This window comes from Marinobacter sp., assembly GCF_039977835.1.
Taxonomy (GTDB): domain Bacteria; phylum Pseudomonadota; class Gammaproteobacteria; order Pseudomonadales; family Oleiphilaceae; genus Marinobacter.
In genome coordinates this window covers 1-16,406 of record NZ_JBDWCL010000001.1, presented here as the reverse complement: position 1 = coordinate 16,406, position 16,406 = coordinate 1, and the positions used below count along the sequence as shown (strand labels likewise).

Sequence of the window (16,406 nt, the reverse complement as noted above, 5' to 3'; positions counted from 1 at the left end):
TTGACCGCGTCATCCACCATTCACACATCTTTATGCTGGGAGGAGAAAGCTATCGGCTAAAGCAGAAGACAACAAGCTAGACTATGAAAGGTGGGTCAATTTTATTGGCCAAAGGTGGGTCAAAATAAATGGCCATTGACATTAAGGATTCAGTGTCCGGAAACCGGACTTTGATCGTTGCCCTAAGCACGCTTTTGATCATGCATGCCCGGATTTTACGCGTTGGATATAAGTCCGCAACTGTTAGGAAATGTGTGTCCGAGATCCGGACATCGGTGAGTTCGGGAGTGCAGCTTTTGGTTAGAGGGAAATAACGATAATGGGCTAATAGCCCATTAATTTTATGGGAATTACAGGGATGAAAATGGCCGGAAGGAAGTCGGGAGTCGAGATTGACTCTCAATGGTTGGGGTGCGTCAGTACTTTCAGCGAGTTGCTACATTGATGAGACCTCGATCGTAAGCTGCCGCTGGCCCTCCTCCAAAAGGAGGTCAGCGGGCTTCGTGTTGCATCTGGCTATTGGCTCCCTCGGTCTAGTCCCGAGTCGATCTGACAGCTCGCATGAAGTTTTGCAAACTTCGGTGATCGCTCGGTGAATTCGAAATGATGAGTGTTTTAGAACAGTCGGGATGGGTGAGTCGTCCGTGCTTGCCACCGCGACGATACCTCCACCCGAGCTTGACGAGGCGTCTGATGACGACGTTCCAGTCTTTGTTCGAGCTGTACCTTTTCACTGTTTCCCTCCCAGCTCGCCCGTATAGCGGGATTGAAAGCTGGCCGAATCGAATGCGATTTTCGAGAATGCGGCCTGTGCGCCAACGGCTAGAATGGGATCGCTGTATAGGTACCCTCCGGCTAATGAGGGATGATTTTGGAAGAAGCGCCCGAAAGGATCGACCATGAGGTAGGACTCACACATGTCTCGATTGTCTTCGACACATTGAACCGACTGGAAAGCACGATGCCTTTGAACAAAGGCGACAAACTCCTCGTCGCTGATCGCTAATGCGCGGTCAACAATCGGGAGTATACGCAGGATCTTCCAGCGTTGGGGGCGTATCTCTCCAACCAAATCGCTGAGATCCTCTCCGGCATTCAGGAGGTTCACGACAGTATTGAGCTTTATTGTGAGTCGGGGGTTGATCTTGCGCGCCAGACGTACATGGCCTGCAAGCTCCTGAAGGTCGAGGAGCTGTCCGCTTCGAAGGGCTCGGCCAATCTCCATGTTGGTAGTCGGATTTGCTGAATCCAGGCTGATGCCAAGGCATGTCAAATGAGGCGCTAGTTCCTTGATCATTGAGCGCGTCAGTCGTGAGCCATTGCTGATAATGGAAAGCTGAAATCCAACTTCCCGTGCTACCTGGGCAATCTCCAACAAACGTTCGCCAAGGACCGAGGGTTCTCCGCCGGCGAGATTCAGGCGAAGCGCTTTCCACGAGAGCTCTTCACGTAATGGGTTGCTGGTGTTCGTGGGTTGAAAGTACCGGAATAACTCGGTCAGCAGATCGCGGGTGCGGCCGCGATCATGAAATAACTCCCGTGGATTAGGATAGTCCTTCCACTTCGCGTAGCAATACTGGCAGCGATAGTTGCAGGCTTCCGTAACGTGCCAGTTTATGGTGAGCTCATCTACGGCGGAGATCTTGACAGGAGGTGTTGCCGCTGGGTTTTCTGGAAAAATAAGGGTGTTCGTACGCATGCGTATACTCCTTGACGGAATCCGTTGTACGGACCGTGAAGTTTTTACATGGCGGACGCGGGGCGTCAGGGGAGGAGCATCAGGCTCCAGTACACCACTTGGATTTGGGTTCAGGTTTTCGGTTTATTACGGATTGCGCAACAAGTTGCGCCGGGTCTTGAGTGCCTCCTCGTGGTTCACATCGAAATTGAGTTCGAGCCGTTGACTCATCAACAACCACCATTCAGCGGCAATCAGTCCACGTTTGAAATCCTGGATGCTTCGGTTCTTTTTGGCCTCTCGGCGGACAGCCCGATAACACTCTTTTGCAACCGCTCGAACACTTTCATCAGGATCGAACTGTTTGGTGAAGTAGACCGTCTTATGGACCTTCCCGCTCGGATCAAGGCCGAGTTCCAGTAACGCTTTCAAATATCCCTGGCGCCAGATGGCGGATTTTTCGGTTACCTGGCTAGCACCATATTTGCCATCTTTGGGCTTCTCTCCTTTCCGGAGGCGAAGACGGCTCAGGCAGAATTCAACCAATTCGAGTGCAAAAGACTCGTAGCACTCCAGTGCAGCTTGCTCATATTCTTCCCTGCTAAGAGGAGATCCCAGGTTCGTTCTTTTTGCCTGCCGGTCCCATGCCGCCTCTCTCAGAGGCAAATACCAATCAATGGAGTTCTCGCTGTTCATCGGGTTGAAGTGAGCAACCGACTCGTCAGAAAGTGGCTTTATTGATGAACGCATCAACATGAGTCGATGCCGCAACGCTTTTGACGGCTTGAGAAAGGACAGCTTTCTCAGTAATTCCCCAAGCTGCCTGTGGTGGTGTGGCTGTGCGCCGTTGGACAGTTCTCTTCGAAGCAACCCGACGCTTTTATCGATGTAGGGAAGCACTAGCTCGTTGTCTAGTCTGTCAGCTGCAGAAATCGACCACTGCGGCGTTAAGGCAGGCGGGAAATCGGGATCGTGAATTAATTGCTCCAAAAGGTCATCCCACCAATCCTGGTACTCGCGGGCAGTGGCTTCATTGGGAAGACGGCGCAACTCGCTGGAAAGGACGGTCAGTTTGGTCTCGATATCGAGGTTGCTGAGCTCGTCCTCAAGTTGAGCTTTCCAGATGGCTGAGTATTCGGTCGCCCACCATTTCCTGCTTTCATTGCCGCAAAATTCTCTCGCGAGCGGGGTTCTTTCTGCCAGGCGTAGTACTGCTCCGATGTCTTTCCGAATCGACCAACGTATCCAAGCTCTCAGTTGGTAGTCAGTGAGCTCGGAACAGATATGTTTCAGGTATTCGTTCTCACGAATTTCCCGTTCCTCAACAGACTTCGTCAGAACTTCTGAATAGCGAATGCTGAGAGACGTAAAGCAGAGATTAAGTAGTGAAGCCCACTGTTCAATCTGCTGATCATCTACAGAGGTTGGATCTATATGGAGGCATAGAACCTCCCAAAATTTGATTCTGGTTCTCTCCAGCCAATCGGTCGCCTGGGACACGTCGAGCTGAGCGTAATCGGAAGAATCGAAAGAGCGAAGTGTCGACTCGAAGTTCGACCACTCAAACTCCAGGATCCGGAATGCTCCCTCGTTTATGCTGGCTAGTCTTCCTGCTGCGGCATCGGATGCGACCCAGGCTTTCAGAAATCGGATCCCCTGAAGGAGTTTGGAAGAACCGAGGTTTGGCGGTCCCTCATGCAACTGCAATGAAGCGAGGGAGACCAGGTTCTTAATTTGGAGGCCGCACATGCTTGCCAGGTCGCTCCGGTATCCGTCCTCATACTGGGACATCGTGTTAAAGAAGCCCCAGAGTATTTCGTTCCTTGTCGATTCGTCTTCAGCAACGAGCGCAGGATCGTCGAACAGCGTCGGGGAGAAACAGAACTCTTCTCCGTATAGTGCGGTGACAAACCAGTCGAAGGACACTGTTAAAGATGCAGTGGTGCCCAAATTTTTGAGAGCGCTGTACAGTGAGTATGGCGATGCCGAAAAGAGTGTTTGAGCGATTTCTTTAGCAAAAAGAAATACTTCTGAGCCATGATCAGCGACTTCGTTGCGCTGGTTCATGATCGGGTGCTTGTTCAGGAGCTGCATGGTCAGTTTCTGAGCCAAGCGGCCGGAAGAGAGAATTGCAGCACATTTCTTCTGATCTGAAGTCTCATGCTGGGCGGCAATAAGAACCTTTTCCAGATCCGTCGCCGATCCGAATATGCGATTCCAGTTGTCAGAGAAATGTTTGGTCAGCAGTGAGCGGGACTGACCGTCGATTTCAGACTCATCGAGCGCCTGAAGGAAACGTTCAGTGGGATCACTTTTTTCATCGAGGTAGCGATCGCCGTAGGGCGCATCAATCCTGCACATGGTTTTCTCCATTTCATAGGATTAGGTTTCACAATAGGTGCGCTCCAGATACAAAATCTGATTGGAATCTGCAGCTGAAACCTCCCGTGCAGCAGAGGGGAGCGGAAAAGTGAGCATCAAGCTCGGTAGCCGACCGCAGATAAGCGCAGAGAAAGAGTAGAACGGTTTTTTCTGGGAGTCAATTTACCTTTCCTTAGAAAAGCCTGAAGGCTACAAGCTGGTAGGCGACATTTCGGTAAAGGAAGATAGTGAATGGATTAAGGGCCGAACTCCCATTGTCGAGCCTCTCCTTGTTTCGAAGTCGTCGCTTGGTGGTATCATGCAGATTTTTTGGTTCCAGAGTCGATAAGGGAACAGGTTGAGCTTGCATAATCAGGGTGCCAATACACCCGCCATGCCTATGTCTGCCTCGGCAGTCACGCACAAATCGAGCGGGTTTTTTTATGCCTGGAGAAAACAGGCATGACGCAGTTCGCCAAGCCCACCATCGATGTTCCTCAATAACTTCAGCTTCTGAAGGCCCGGGGGCTCTATATCAACCACGAAGAGTGTGTAGCTGAATTGCTCAAAGTCGTTTGTTTTTAGACATCACAAATACTTTTCATCGAAGGGGCTAGCTTTCAAAGAAACGTCTTCGGTTGCTATCATAAATCCTTGTCTCAACTTAAGCGCTTTAATATTTGATTATATTTTTGGTAGTATCCGTGAGGGTCTCCTTCATAAACGATTGTTCCACCCTCGGGACCTGAGCCTGGCCCCATCTCGATAATATATTCACATTGAGCAAAGACCTGAGGCTTGTGATCTATTAGAACAAGACCTTTGATATCTTGTTTTTGATTAACGATAAATCTTATAAGTCTGTTTATAGAGAGGCTGTCAAGGCCAGCGCCAGGTTCATCAATAATTAGTATGCGCTCGCTTAGTGAGCGTGACATGAAATGCTGAGTGATCTTTAAGCGTTTTAACTCGCCTCCTGACAATGTGCTGGTTTTTCGATTAAGCGAGAGGTGAGCTAAACCAATATTATCTAGAATATTTCGTGCACTTTTTAATCTGGCGATGCAATCAAGGCTTTCAGGTAGCTCATTTATGTTTAAATCATAAATCTCTGAAATCGACAAAGAATTCCACAGGTATTTGTTGACGGTGGGGGAAAACAGTTTGCCCTCGCACTTTGGGCAATCAATTATCAAAGCAGATTCATAGCCGCGCTCGAATTTAATGGTGCCTGTACCATCGCATTCTTCACATGAAGCTGGGTAACCTGCGGAAGGTAAGAAATTCCGATAATCTTGACTGTGGTTCTTTGAGTAGAATTCTGCCAGAGGCTTACTCAAGCCAAGGTAACTTGAAACCGTGCTTCTAATATTCCCCCTTATTGGAGATTGATCGATAAAAATAACCTTCGAATCTATGTTTGATAGATAACGCGCGAGAGAGGATTTTCCGGACCCGGAGGGACCAACCAAAGCTGTAACAGTGTTTTTCGGAAGCCTAAGGTTTACGCTCTCAATGTTGTTTATTTTTATGGAGTTATACTCACTGAATGTCTGAGGAGGTATATACTCACTAAGCTGTATCTTTTCGTGTGTAGGCGCGTGGTTGGCATAGATAAAACCGCCGAGTTTTCCTGGTTCAGGGCCTACCCAAACAACCTTATCGCAATGTTGTAGGAAAAACTCGTTATGCTCAATAAGAACTATAGTATTATTTCGTTTCTTGATTTCATGAGCTTGTTTGATGATCGGCATAAAGTCATTTGGATGAATGCCTGCTGAAATTTCATCAAGAACAACAAGTATGCCATGGATGCTTGAGGCACACGTCTTTGCAAAGTTCAGTTTTTGAAGTTCACCGCCTGAAAGGCTTGGAATGGAACGCCCCAGGTGTAGATAATCTAAACCTGCGCTTATTAAAGCTTTCAGGAGTGATTCTAGAGGTGACCCGTGGTACTCATTTAGTGGTGCGAGAGTTTTCTTAATAAAACTTACGGGCTCAGTTAAAAATTCTGAAAAGGTTAGGCTTCCTAGATGAATATTGTTTCCTATTTCTGGTTCGACTTTGGAGCCAGAGCATTTTTCACAAATGTGACTATCTAGAAAGCCATCTAATGAAATATGGTCAGATTTATTGTTTGAAGTATGTAGCCGGTCAAGATAAATCGCTAAGCCTTCGTAATTTAAGGAGCGAATCTTTCGTTTGCCGTTGGCTTGAAAAGATACCTTTATCTTCTCGCTAGAAATGTCATAAATAAGTTTATTTTGTTCAGGTAGGCTTAATTTATTAAAAGGCAGGTCTGTCGGGATTCTTTCTTTATTTGCATAATCTATTAGTAGAGAGTGTAGCTTGTTTGAGCCTTTGGATTGCCAAGGAAGGAAAGGGTTCTCTAAGATTGATTTGTTATAGTTTATCGATTTCCGGAGAGAATAAGTGCTCGTATGTCCTAGCCCGTTACAGTTTCTGCATTGATTAAGCGGATTTGTGATTTTTAGTTTTCGCGGGCATGGCAATCCATTGCGATCAAGAGCGAAGAAGGTAATTTTTGATGCTAGGTTTAGGTAGCTATAAATCGTAGAGCGCGGGTTGGTGTTCTGGTTAATTTGCTGTAGCCCGACAGCAGGTATAATGCCGCTTGAAGATTCAATTCTATAGTTGGGGCTAGCAGCGTAGCCACTTTGGATCGCCTCAAACTCATCCCGGCAAAATTTGTATAGCGTATCAAAAGCCAGCGAAGATTTTCCTCCGCCACTTACACCTGTAATGCCTACCATCGTACCGTATCGTAGCTCTAAAGAAACATGTTTTAGATTATTGGTTGATACTCCCGTTAACGTAAGAGTGTTCCGCATGATTATAAATTCCTTGAAAAAATGCCATCTTTTCCACACCAAGGACATTGTAGGTTTTTCGGGATCGGTTCTCTCTGGAAATCCATTTCATTAAGCCTGAATTCTATCCGAGTATTGTTATTTGTGAGATCTTCGTAGGCCCCTATTAATACTTTTATCGAATCTATTGTGGTGATAGACGCAGAAAGGCTTGTTAATGGGCCAAAGCTACCAATTTTTCGGTTTCTTCGATTCAGTTTTTTGACTCCAAAAATATCATCCTGATTTTGTGCCTGCATGTGTATCTCGAAACACTTTGCACAGGCTGTTAGTCCTGGAATTATTGTTTGTCCTACTAATGTTAGGTGCAGGTTGTAACCACCACCTACAATATGCGGGATGCCGTTCGCCATGCAGTAACGGGCTACGATATCAGTTGTAATATCGACGTTTGGAAAATCGGCGCAGTTAATTATTAGATCAGCACCTGGGGGATTCTCTGAGAAAAAATCGTAATCGATTTTCGTGTCGAAAATTTCAACGTTCTCTGCGCCAAGGGTTAGTAGCCTTTCTTTTGTTACTGAAGCCTTTTTTTTAGCTACCTGATAGTTAGAGAAATTTTGGCGGTGGAGGTTTGAGGGCTCTACAATATCATCGTCGACAAGTTGAAAGTTTTTTACTCCAGCTCTAGCTAACCCTTCAGCAACCCAAGTGCCGACAGCGCCCATGCCGACTATCATTACTTTTGAAGTACTTAAATTAGCTAAAGCCTCAATGACTAGGGATTTTCTTGGGAGATAATCTTCAATTAATCCAATAAGTCTCCCAAAACGTTTCTCGACAGTTGGTAAGTATGAAGCATCAGAATTTATGAGGATGTTTTTGGAATTAAGAAACCCACAAAAATTTTTTAATGTCTCTCGTTCTATGTCTTTATGCGAGTCACATATTTCTCTCAGATTTCTGTCGCCGGTGAACCGAAGTAGTAGTTCTTCCATTCCTTCGTAATTGATGGCGACTTTTGTAGAGTCACGGGTGTTCGTTTTGAAAAACTCAATAGTGTTTCCGAAGGAAACTAGAGCAACAGAACCTCGGAGCTTTAAATGATCAGAGTATTCCACAGACATTGCACTTCTCATTCTTCTGCATTGCAAACCAGGTCATGGTGCCATGGTTGATGAGGTATTCGCCCCGTTTGGATAGTTTTGGTAGGTTTTTGTCCTTTTTTATAATAAAAGAAATGATGCTGATGGACGCATGGCTACTTGAGAATAAAGATTGAGCGTAGCTGCCGCCAATACTGTGAAAGGAATTTTCTGTGATCGGTTTAGGCCTGCTTTTAGTGCTAGTCTGGTCGCTAGCATATGTTGGCTTCCAATCTTTAAGGGCTTCTCTGAAGGTGTTGGAGCAGCAGTCTATGCAAGGCGTAATTCCGGGTATGATGAATTCGCCGGTACTCATATGGTGTGCATCAAATCCGCCGGCCACGTACAGCGGCAGTTTTTTTGGCCAAAGATATCGCCCAAGCTTTGTGGAAGTGTGACCAATATAAGGCTCATCTGCTGTATTGATTACAAGATCCGTGTCTTCATCTATAAGTGCATCTAAATTTGTGGTTGGGGTGAGCAATGATCTGCTTGTTGTGATATGGATTCCAGGGTTTATCTGCTCAAGGTGTTCTTTTAGGGCGGTCACCTTGGGTACCCCAATATTAAAGCGTGTCGCAAATGAATGGCGTTCTATTGAGCCTTCGGAAAGCTCTTTAGGATCGATGATTTGTATCGCTCCCAATCCGGCTCTTGTTAACTGTGTCGCGATATTTGATCCTACCGCTCCAGCTCCAATGATGGTTAATTTGGTTTTGAGTAACTTATTTTGTGCTTCGTAGCCTGTTACGTGATCGAAGAAGTTATCAAAAAAATTAATCTGTCTTAGGTATCGGTCAATTAAATAGTTGTCTATGGGAGGTGGGGTTTCAGTGATTTCTTCAATTACGTTTTTTTGCGCAAGAAACGTGAAAAGATTGATGGCTTCCACTTCATCGAAAGTGTAGCCAAGTTCATTCAACTCCTCTTGTACAGGCGCAACTCCAGAAAGACATCGTAATACTTCGGTGACCTGCCTGTCAGCAGTGATTGATATCTTTTCTCGTGTGTTTATTTTATAGAATTGGATTTTTGTCCGCTCTTCGACTCTATCGTCAATATAAATGTCGATAGAGTCTTTTATGCGGAACCTTTTGTCTAGAATAGAGGTCATGCTGGATTATTAATATTGTATTACTCCTGCGTTAACCTCCAGGTAACGATCCCATTCTGCAAGGCTATTCTCATCAGAGTTGGCTTCGTTCCGAGTGCAAACTCGTGTACAGCAGTCGCTCCGGCCTCCTGAACAGCCATCGCTATAGCGAGCTGCTTGTGTTTTCTCTGTGATCTCTTCGAACTGCAAACTAACCTGCGCCATGTTAACTCCGTTTCCATTGGTTTTAGTCAGCAACTTTGAACGATGAGTTTGCCCCACACATGTCGTTCTTTGCAACCCGTTTCCTCATTGTTGAATACGCGGCGCGCCCCTCCCCAACCCCGGATTTTGGTTCCTTTCAAGCTGATGATCAGGGCGTTTCCTCAATGAGAGTCAGTACACAGTTGAGGGTCACCCCCGAGGGTGCGCTGTCTAGTGGAGAAGGACTTTTGAGAGGTACCGAGTTAGCGAGGATTCTGAACATTTTGGTTGGTGGACCTTCCTGGCGGTGGATGGCGAAAGGGGCCTTTGAAACCGAGCTGGTATACCTCTGGCTAACCTATTCGAGTAGTCAATCCTCGGGATTCAGTGTGATGGTGGTCAGTTCATTTCAACTTTTTCTCAAAAGCCTGTAGGTCCTCTTCCCGCCAGCGAGTAGTCCCGGGAGAGAGTTTAACGGGTTGAGGGAACCTCCCTTCTTTTACCCAGCGCCAAATCGTCGCACGGGAAACCTTGTAGCGCATACTGACTTCGATGACGTTGTAAAACATGGCTATACCTCCTTTTCGAATGCGGGACTAAACACCAACCCCTCTTTAACGGCAGGTCCGGAGTTCACACGTGGGCGAAATATGCAGCAAGATATCGTGATTCGATCCCGCTAATGCGTATGTCGGGTCGCAGTCGCTGTAGGCAAGGGTCGATCACATCTTGAACAGTGTCAGAAAAAGTGATAGTATTTCTGACATTTGTTTAGAGGTGAGTACCATGTCCGTTACAGAGTCTGTTCAGCGCCAGATCGCCAAAGTTCCGCAAGGTGAACCTTTTACCAACAGCCATTTTCTGCGGTTGGGCTCGCGTGCTGCTGTCGACAAAGCCCTGTCCAGGCTCGTAGAAGGAGGCGCTATCCAGCGGGTCGCACGGGGTGTTTTCGTCCGCCCCAAACAAAGCCGATTTGTCGGCAATGTCATGCCGGACGTTTCACGCGTGGTCGAGGTGATCGCGAGAGATCATGGAGAGACCGTTCAGGTCCATGGGGCCGAAGCGGCCCGCCGCTTCAAGCTCAGTACTCAGATGCCAACGACGCCGGTCTACTACACCAATGGACCTAGCCGTGAAATCCGCATCGGCAACCTTAAGGTGAAGCTCATGCACACCAGCAGTCAGAGGAAGCTTCAGCATGCAGGCAAGAGGCCTGGTTTGGCCCTCTCTGCCCTTTGGTATCTGGGTAAAAACAATATCAGCACCGAGGTAGTGAAGCGGATCCAGGAAGGGCTGAGCGAAGAAGAGTTCGAGACGCTGCTTTCCTCACGTATGCCGGCGTGGATGACCGAGGCGTTCAGGCAATATGAGACAGGGCGTGTCCATGGCTGAGCAGGTGTTTCTCGAACTGTCCGCAGAAGAACAAAGCGATATCCTGCAAACTGTTGCGCCTCAACTGGCTCGCGGAGCCTCGGTGCTGGAGAAGGATATATGGGTCTGCTGGACCTTGCACGCTCTGTTCTCCATGCCCGGCGCACATCCTATGGCTTTCAAGGGAGGTACATCGCTCTCCAAGGTTTACGGTGTGATTGATCGCTTTTCCGAGGACGTCGATATCACGCTGGATTATCGCGCCTTCGAGGAGGATTTTGACCCCTTCGCGGAGGGGGTGAGCCGGACTAAAACCAAGCAGTTCAGTGATCGGCTAAAAAGCTATGTCCTCGCCTATGCGAAGGAAATAGTCGTCCCATACCTGGAAAGTGAATTGGCCAAATTGCCAACGGCTGAGCAGCACACGGTAGAGTTGGACGATGGTGGCGAAAAGATCTGGGTCACTTACCCTTCGGTTGTAGAGGGACCGGGCGAATACATTCGTTCCCAGGTACTCATTGAGCTGGGTGGCAGGAACGTTATCGATCCTAACGAAACTCATACGGTCTCCCCATACATCTCTGAGCTGACGGAAGGCCTCGTCTTTCCGAGCAGTGAGGTCGTGGTTCTCTCACCGGAACGGACATTTTGGGAGAAAGCTACGCTCATACATGTCGAGTGCAACAGGGGCAAGCTTAGGGAGACTGCTGAAAGGCTTTCCAGGCATTGGTACGACCTAGTCATGCTCGCCGAGCATCCCGCCGGCCAATCGGCTGTTGAAAACCGGGAGCTGTTTGAGGAGGTCGTCCGTCATAAGAAAGTGTTCTTCCACACCGGCTATGCGGACTATGACGCTTGTTTGGACGGTCGATTGAAGCTGTTGCCGGATACGGACACCCTCGAAAGCTTGCGTAGTGACTATGATAAAATGGTGAGCGCGGGCATGATGTATTCAGCGCCCCCGAGTTTTGAGGCGATTGTCGATTCGATTCGGAGACTCGAAAGCCTTGCGAATACGTGGTGAGCGTTACTATGGCAGCCTGCTCTCTTAATCTGCCGGCCGGAAGTAAGTTGATATGGAACGCATTGAGTCGGCTCTGATACCCCGGATTCGGCAAGCCATTGCCGATAGTGCTGAGGTTGTTTTTCTTCCAGCAGACTTTGCTGAGCTTGCTACCGATGAGCAGGTTGGCCGAGCTATAGCGTGCTTGGTCGGTGATGGCGATTTGGTCTGGATTGGAGACGGGCTTCTGGCAAAAGCTCGCAGAAATCGAATTACCGGTGAAACGATGCTGGATGCGAGCGGTGGATTTGACGAGGTGGCAAAGGCGGGGCTGACTAAGCTTGGCATCGCTTGGGAACCGGGCCGCGCCGAATCAGACTACCAAAACGGTGGCACTCAGATTCCGGCAAAGACCGTGGTAAGGACTGACCAGCGTGATCCGTCTTGTCCCATGCCTTCGATTAGATTCGGCCAGTATCGATTGTATTTCGAGCCAATGAGTTAGTGCCCTAGTGGCGATTATTGTCACCGCTATTTCCGCATAACCAACGGTCGGCCCTTTAGATTTCCAGCGTTTATCCAATCTACGTATGAAACAGGAGTGCAAAGCACTTTTTCCAAATAGCCAGCCAGTCCTGGAACGGGCACAAGTGCCCCTCCGTCCACTAGTATTCTCTTCTCCTCAGGGGTAAGCGGTTGACCGAATGCCGGAGTCGCTTCGACAGAAGACGACTCTTCTTTCTTCAATCGTTTGTCCATAACGGAATCCGTGCTGACTTGGTTGTCGACGCTCAAGCTGACCGTATCAGGTCAACTGCTAAGAGTTTCTTATGAGCCCGTCTTAAGATCCAACGCCTTTCATACGTGCGCTCTCGGTGTAACCCTCTAAGAGACCGCACCCTCTGACCATTTCCTCACTGTATTCCGGATTTTCTGAATGCCGGGCTTGGTACCCATGAGCGAGATTGGAGGGTGGTTGCCAAGTGCACGTACGGACGACGATAACCACCGGTCCGCAGCTCGGCTGTCGCCCTCGAACAAGTCCACGATTTCCTGGTATGCCACTTCCCGGAGTTCATCCACAGTCTGTTCGTTCTTCATATCAAGCGGTCCATCTTTCTGCGATTTCTACTTCAGTTTTTCACAACTTGGCACCGCTGCAAGCAAAAAAAGTGGCCGATTCGCGAGTAATTGCGAAATTTGGGCAATTACAGCGAACACAGAGCACTTGCCAGCCTTGAAAATGGCTTCACGGTTAATTTTGGAGGCTATACCGATGTCCGTTGGATTCACAACACGAACGGTTCGAGTGGACCAGTTGGTCCTTTCGTCAAAACTGCCCGCTGATTACCGGCGGGCTCTGCTTGGGATGACATATCGAGTGTCATCGTTTTCTTCAATGCCTGAGAGTCTGATTCAGGACTACATCGCGGCACATCCCCCCGTCGGCGTAATGGATGGTAAAAATTTTCACGTCATCAGCAATGTCCGAACACTGGTTTTCAAGCCTTTCTTGCCTGGAGATACTCGGATTCGCGTGATTGTGGACGAGGCTGCGGGTCGATCTGGTCTCGAATGGGCTTCCGCACAGCGAGAGCTGCTTAATCTCATGGTGTTTGCAATGGATAGCAAATACTACGCACAAGCGGTGGCTGCGCTTTGGGATATGGCATTGTGCAGGGACAAAGCGTTCTTTGTGTCGTCGAAAGCAGCGCTTGCCCAGCTTGCTGGGTTGCGGCGCCAGTCATTGTCCGAAGCATCGGCAAAAGCGCAAGTCGCTCCAATGAACAGTGGAGGAGGTCAAAATGGGTGATCTCAACACGCACGATGTGCTCGAACAGCTTATTGTTCCTCCCTCTGGAATGCTCGGTATTCAGGGAGTGGCGGAGGTTTTGGGTGACGTGCTTAAACGTGCCTGGCTGATCAAAATGAAAGACGATGGCTCCCAAGAGAAGCCTGAGTTTCTTAATTGGGTCCCGGACTTGATCGAACTCTGCACAGCGATCTCTGATCAAGTGGATGTTTCCGGACGTTGGGTTGAGAAACCTGATGCTGATCGACAGTTCAAGACCGCCCATCCCATGTATGCCTGCCTACAGGTGTTATCGAAAAAGAAAGGGGTATCTGAGGGCCGCCTCCAGCTGCTAGCACACGCTCTGGTCGCTGCCCACAGTGGTCTCTTGGGGACCTCTGATAGCTCAAAGATGCCACCATCAAACATCCAGGCAGCATTTCGTGAGCTGCGCCGCCTCGATAGTCGTGTGCTCGATTCAGTCTCGTTTGAGTTGCCGAGTCGTGGTGCCTGCTATCAAACGTTAAGAGAGGTCGAACAATCGGAGGTTTCGGAATATGGCCGTGCGGAATTGCAGCAACTGGGCCACATCCGCAGATTGATAGGCCTGTCACTTGGTCTAGAGAGGCCACTAACTGTGGCATCACGCAGTAAAACGCGGGGCGTACCTGGATCGCAATTTGATGAGCAGGTCAGAGCAAAGGCGATTACCCCGCAAGAGCTCGGTGATGACGGTGGCGAGGACTTTTCGCTGGCTGAGATGTCGGTGTCCGAACCAGCGGATATCGAAGTAGGAAGGCTAGATGCTCTTGCGGCAACCGACGTGATGACAGAGATTCGCCAAATTCTTCCATCCGAGAGAGCGAATCCAAAACGGGGCGGTTCATTACAACGCGGTGTTTTCCAGGCTCGCCATATCGCCAATCAGATGCGTCGCGGTGCTCAGTCCCTGACCGCCCGCTGGGACCGGCTGACAGAATTCGAGATTGACTCGGTAGTCTCTGAGCTCTCATGGCAGGGCGCGGGTCGAAATCCGGGGGTGTTGGCGGTGGGTTTGGTGTTCCTGACTGGCCGACCACTCTCTTTGGTTTTGAATGCACGCCTGTTCAGCAAGGAGGGACTGGTTCCAGAACGCATTTCCGACGACTCGATGGCGATTTGTCATGAGGGCGCTTTCATCCAGGTGAATGTGCCCGTGCCTGAGCGCATGCGCGCATTGAGGGCGGAATGGCAGAGGAGTTTGCATCAGACTGGTAATCAACTGCGGCTACCGGTTCTTACCCTGCTCTGGAATTTGCTCACCGACTATATCGGAGGTGACGAGAGCGGCTGGCATGGCTACTTGTTTCCACGAGTAGACGTCGACGACATTATGATGAGTGCAAAGAACTTTCTCGCTGATGTGCGTTCGGAAGAAGGCGCGCGCGTGACAATTACTCGTTTGCAACGTTGTATCTACAACGAAATTGCAGATACCCAGGGTGATGCCGTCGATGCGACGTTCATAACAGGGAATCAGCCTGCTACCGGGACCCATGTTGGAACGCACTATTACTGTGTTCCCGAGTCGGATTTGCAGAAGCGTTACCTCGAAGCAACGCAGGGGGCGGTGCCAGATGACTTTAAAGATCTGATGCTGCCGATCCGCTCGCGCCAGAATCGCCCATATCTCATTGGTAGCCCTTTCTGCCCGAAAGCCGAGTGGATCAATGACTTGGTTAGCGAAACTCGTCGTCAGTTGAAGCAGAGTCGTGAAAAACCGCTCTCTGCTGACTCATTGATCGAACTCCATAACAGTTTGACAGTGTACGTTGCTCTCTTTCTCGTATTTTCCACCGGTTATCGCAGCGTACAGGCGCCGCTGTCTCGCGATACGGACTACGACCCGCTCTCTGGGATGCTCGTGATTGCAGATAAAACCGATAGTGCATTCAGTCACGCGAGGCTCGTACCTGTACCAGGCGTTTTTGCTTGGCAGTTGGATCTATACCAACAGCACCGTGAGCGGGTGGTTAGCCAGTTATGGGCATTATTGGGGATCAAGGCTCCTGCCCACTTTCTGTTTTTCCTAGATCAAGCCTCAGGTGGAACGAAAGCCTCGGGAATACTTGTAGTGGTCAACTAATCCCGGACAGTATTTTAAGGTTTTCCTCTGCTGCAACGGGAGGAATGCCACCGTTGAACGTATGAGGTCTTTGCCGGTTGTAGTAGTCCATCAGATAGCCACCAACATCTTTTTGGGCCTCAGGCAGATTCCGATATCCCAGGGCCGGTACCCACTCAGATTTCAGACTTCGGAACAGCCTCTCCATCGGGGCATTGTCCCAGCAGTTGCCACGCCGGCTCATGCTTTGGGTCATTCGATAGCGCCAGAGCCTCTGACGGAACTTACGACTGGCATACTGACTTCCCTGATCTGAGTGGAACATGACTTTCTCTGGCTGACCACGCTGTTCCCAGGCGTGATCCAGAGCTTTTACAACCAGGTCCGCATCCGGACTCGATGACATTGCCCAGCCAACAACTCGCCGGGCGTAAAGATCCAGTACAACAGCCAGATAGCTCCATCGCTGGCCGCTCCAGATGTAAGTAATGTCACCACACCAGACCTGGTCGGGTTGCTCTACCGCAAACTCACGATCCAGGTGATTCGGGATATCCGGTCGCTCAACGGTGGCCTGTTTGTAGGCATGGGGGCCTGGCTGCTTACAGATCAGTCCCAGCTCGCTCATCAGTCGTCGAACCTTGAAGCGACCGACGATAACACCTTCCTCGCTGAGCAAGCCTTTGATTGTCCGGCTGCCGGCAGAGCTGCGGCTCTTGGTAAACAGGCGGTTTACCTGAGCCTTCAGGGCCAAACGCTCTACATCCACATGGTTCCGCCGTTGGCGGTACTCGTAATAGCTTGAACGACTGATATCAAACGCA

The 16,406-nt window shown here is 49.3% G+C and carries 14 protein-coding genes; 6 read left to right on the top strand and 8 right to left on the bottom strand.

Going from position 1 to position 16,406, the window contains the following annotated elements; all coding sequences use genetic code 11:
• The first annotated feature begins 11 nt into the window (after window positions 1–11).
• On the top strand, window positions 12–80 hold the full coding sequence (locus ABJM11_RS00070) for a hypothetical protein (RefSeq protein WP_348295699.1): 69 nt from the start codon (window positions 12–14) through the stop codon (window positions 78–80).
• A 650-nt stretch (window positions 81–730) separates the two neighbouring features.
• On the opposite strand, the gene ABJM11_RS00065 is transcribed toward ABJM11_RS00070, so the two are convergent.
• The 6 genes from ABJM11_RS00065 to ABJM11_RS00040 form a co-directional block, all read right to left on the bottom strand.
• Window positions 731–1,699 carry a viperin family antiviral radical SAM protein gene (locus ABJM11_RS00065; RefSeq protein ID WP_348295698.1) on the bottom strand — a complete coding sequence of 323 codons (969 nt, stop codon included), beginning with the start codon at window positions 1,697–1,699 and terminating at the stop codon, window positions 731–733.
• A 126-nt stretch (window positions 1,700–1,825) separates the two neighbouring features.
• A complete protein-coding gene (locus ABJM11_RS00060; protein ID WP_348295697.1) occupies window positions 1,826–4,039 on the bottom strand; it encodes a hypothetical protein in 2,214 nt (737 codons plus the stop codon).
• Between the two features lie 659 nt (window positions 4,040–4,698).
• On the bottom strand, window positions 4,699–6,891 hold the full coding sequence (locus tag ABJM11_RS00055; RefSeq protein ID WP_348295696.1) for an ATP-binding cassette domain-containing protein: 2,193 nt from the start codon (window positions 6,889–6,891) through the stop codon (window positions 4,699–4,701).
• 2 nt (window positions 6,892–6,893) lie between these two features.
• Entirely contained in the window at window positions 6,894–7,997 is a 1,104-nt protein-coding gene (locus ABJM11_RS00050) for a ThiF family adenylyltransferase (protein WP_348295695.1), read from the bottom strand.
• Window positions 7,978–9,129 (bottom strand): ThiF family adenylyltransferase, encoded by a 1,152-nt coding sequence (locus ABJM11_RS00045; RefSeq protein WP_348295694.1) that lies wholly within the window; start codon window positions 9,127–9,129, stop codon window positions 7,978–7,980. Before ABJM11_RS00045 ends, ABJM11_RS00050 begins: the two co-directional genes overlap by 20 nt.
• A gap of 587 nt (window positions 9,130–9,716) precedes the next feature.
• The gene (locus ABJM11_RS00040) at window positions 9,717–9,881 is read right to left on the bottom strand and encodes a helix-turn-helix domain-containing protein (RefSeq protein WP_348295693.1); all 165 of its coding nucleotides are present in this window, start codon (window positions 9,879–9,881) and stop codon (window positions 9,717–9,719) included.
• A gap of 217 nt (window positions 9,882–10,098) precedes the next feature.
• On the opposite strand from ABJM11_RS00040, the gene ABJM11_RS00035 reads away from it, so the two are divergent.
• Genes ABJM11_RS00035 through ABJM11_RS00025 form a run of 3 tightly spaced genes read left to right on the top strand, consistent with a single transcriptional unit; the run spans window position 10,099 to window position 12,191 of the window.
• The gene (locus tag ABJM11_RS00035; RefSeq protein WP_348295692.1) at window positions 10,099–10,704 is read left to right on the top strand and encodes a DUF6088 family protein; all 606 of its coding nucleotides are present in this window, start codon (window positions 10,099–10,101) and stop codon (window positions 10,702–10,704) included.
• The gene (locus ABJM11_RS00030; protein WP_348295691.1) at window positions 10,697–11,707 is read left to right on the top strand and encodes a nucleotidyl transferase AbiEii/AbiGii toxin family protein; all 1,011 of its coding nucleotides are present in this window, start codon (window positions 10,697–10,699) and stop codon (window positions 11,705–11,707) included. The genes ABJM11_RS00035 and ABJM11_RS00030 overlap by 8 nt, the downstream gene beginning before the upstream one ends.
• Window positions 11,708–11,759: 52 nt before the next feature.
• Window positions 11,760–12,191, top strand: a complete 432-nt coding sequence (locus tag ABJM11_RS00025; protein ID WP_348295690.1) for a hypothetical protein — start codon at window positions 11,760–11,762, stop codon at window positions 12,189–12,191.
• 380 nt (window positions 12,192–12,571) lie between these two features.
• On the opposite strand, the gene ABJM11_RS00020 is transcribed toward ABJM11_RS00025, so the two are convergent.
• Window positions 12,572–12,787 carry an MbcA/ParS/Xre antitoxin family protein gene (locus tag ABJM11_RS00020; protein WP_348295689.1) on the bottom strand — a complete coding sequence of 72 codons (216 nt, stop codon included), beginning with the start codon at window positions 12,785–12,787 and terminating at the stop codon, window positions 12,572–12,574.
• Between the two features lie 175 nt (window positions 12,788–12,962).
• On the opposite strand from ABJM11_RS00020, the gene ABJM11_RS00015 reads away from it, so the two are divergent.
• Both ABJM11_RS00015 and ABJM11_RS00010 read left to right on the top strand, forming a co-directional pair.
• Window positions 12,963–13,499 (top strand): hypothetical protein, encoded by a 537-nt coding sequence (locus ABJM11_RS00015; RefSeq protein ID WP_348295688.1) that lies wholly within the window; start codon window positions 12,963–12,965, stop codon window positions 13,497–13,499.
• Window positions 13,492–15,603 carry a hypothetical protein gene (locus ABJM11_RS00010; protein WP_348295687.1) on the top strand — a complete coding sequence of 704 codons (2,112 nt, stop codon included), beginning with the start codon at window positions 13,492–13,494 and terminating at the stop codon, window positions 15,601–15,603. The genes ABJM11_RS00015 and ABJM11_RS00010 overlap by 8 nt, the downstream gene beginning before the upstream one ends.
• Here ABJM11_RS00010 and ABJM11_RS00005 read toward each other — a convergent pair.
• On the bottom strand, window positions 15,596–16,406 hold an 811-nt coding region (locus ABJM11_RS00005), incomplete at its 5' end, for an IS3 family transposase (RefSeq protein WP_348295686.1). The two genes, ABJM11_RS00010 and ABJM11_RS00005, sit on opposite strands and share 8 nt — an antisense overlap.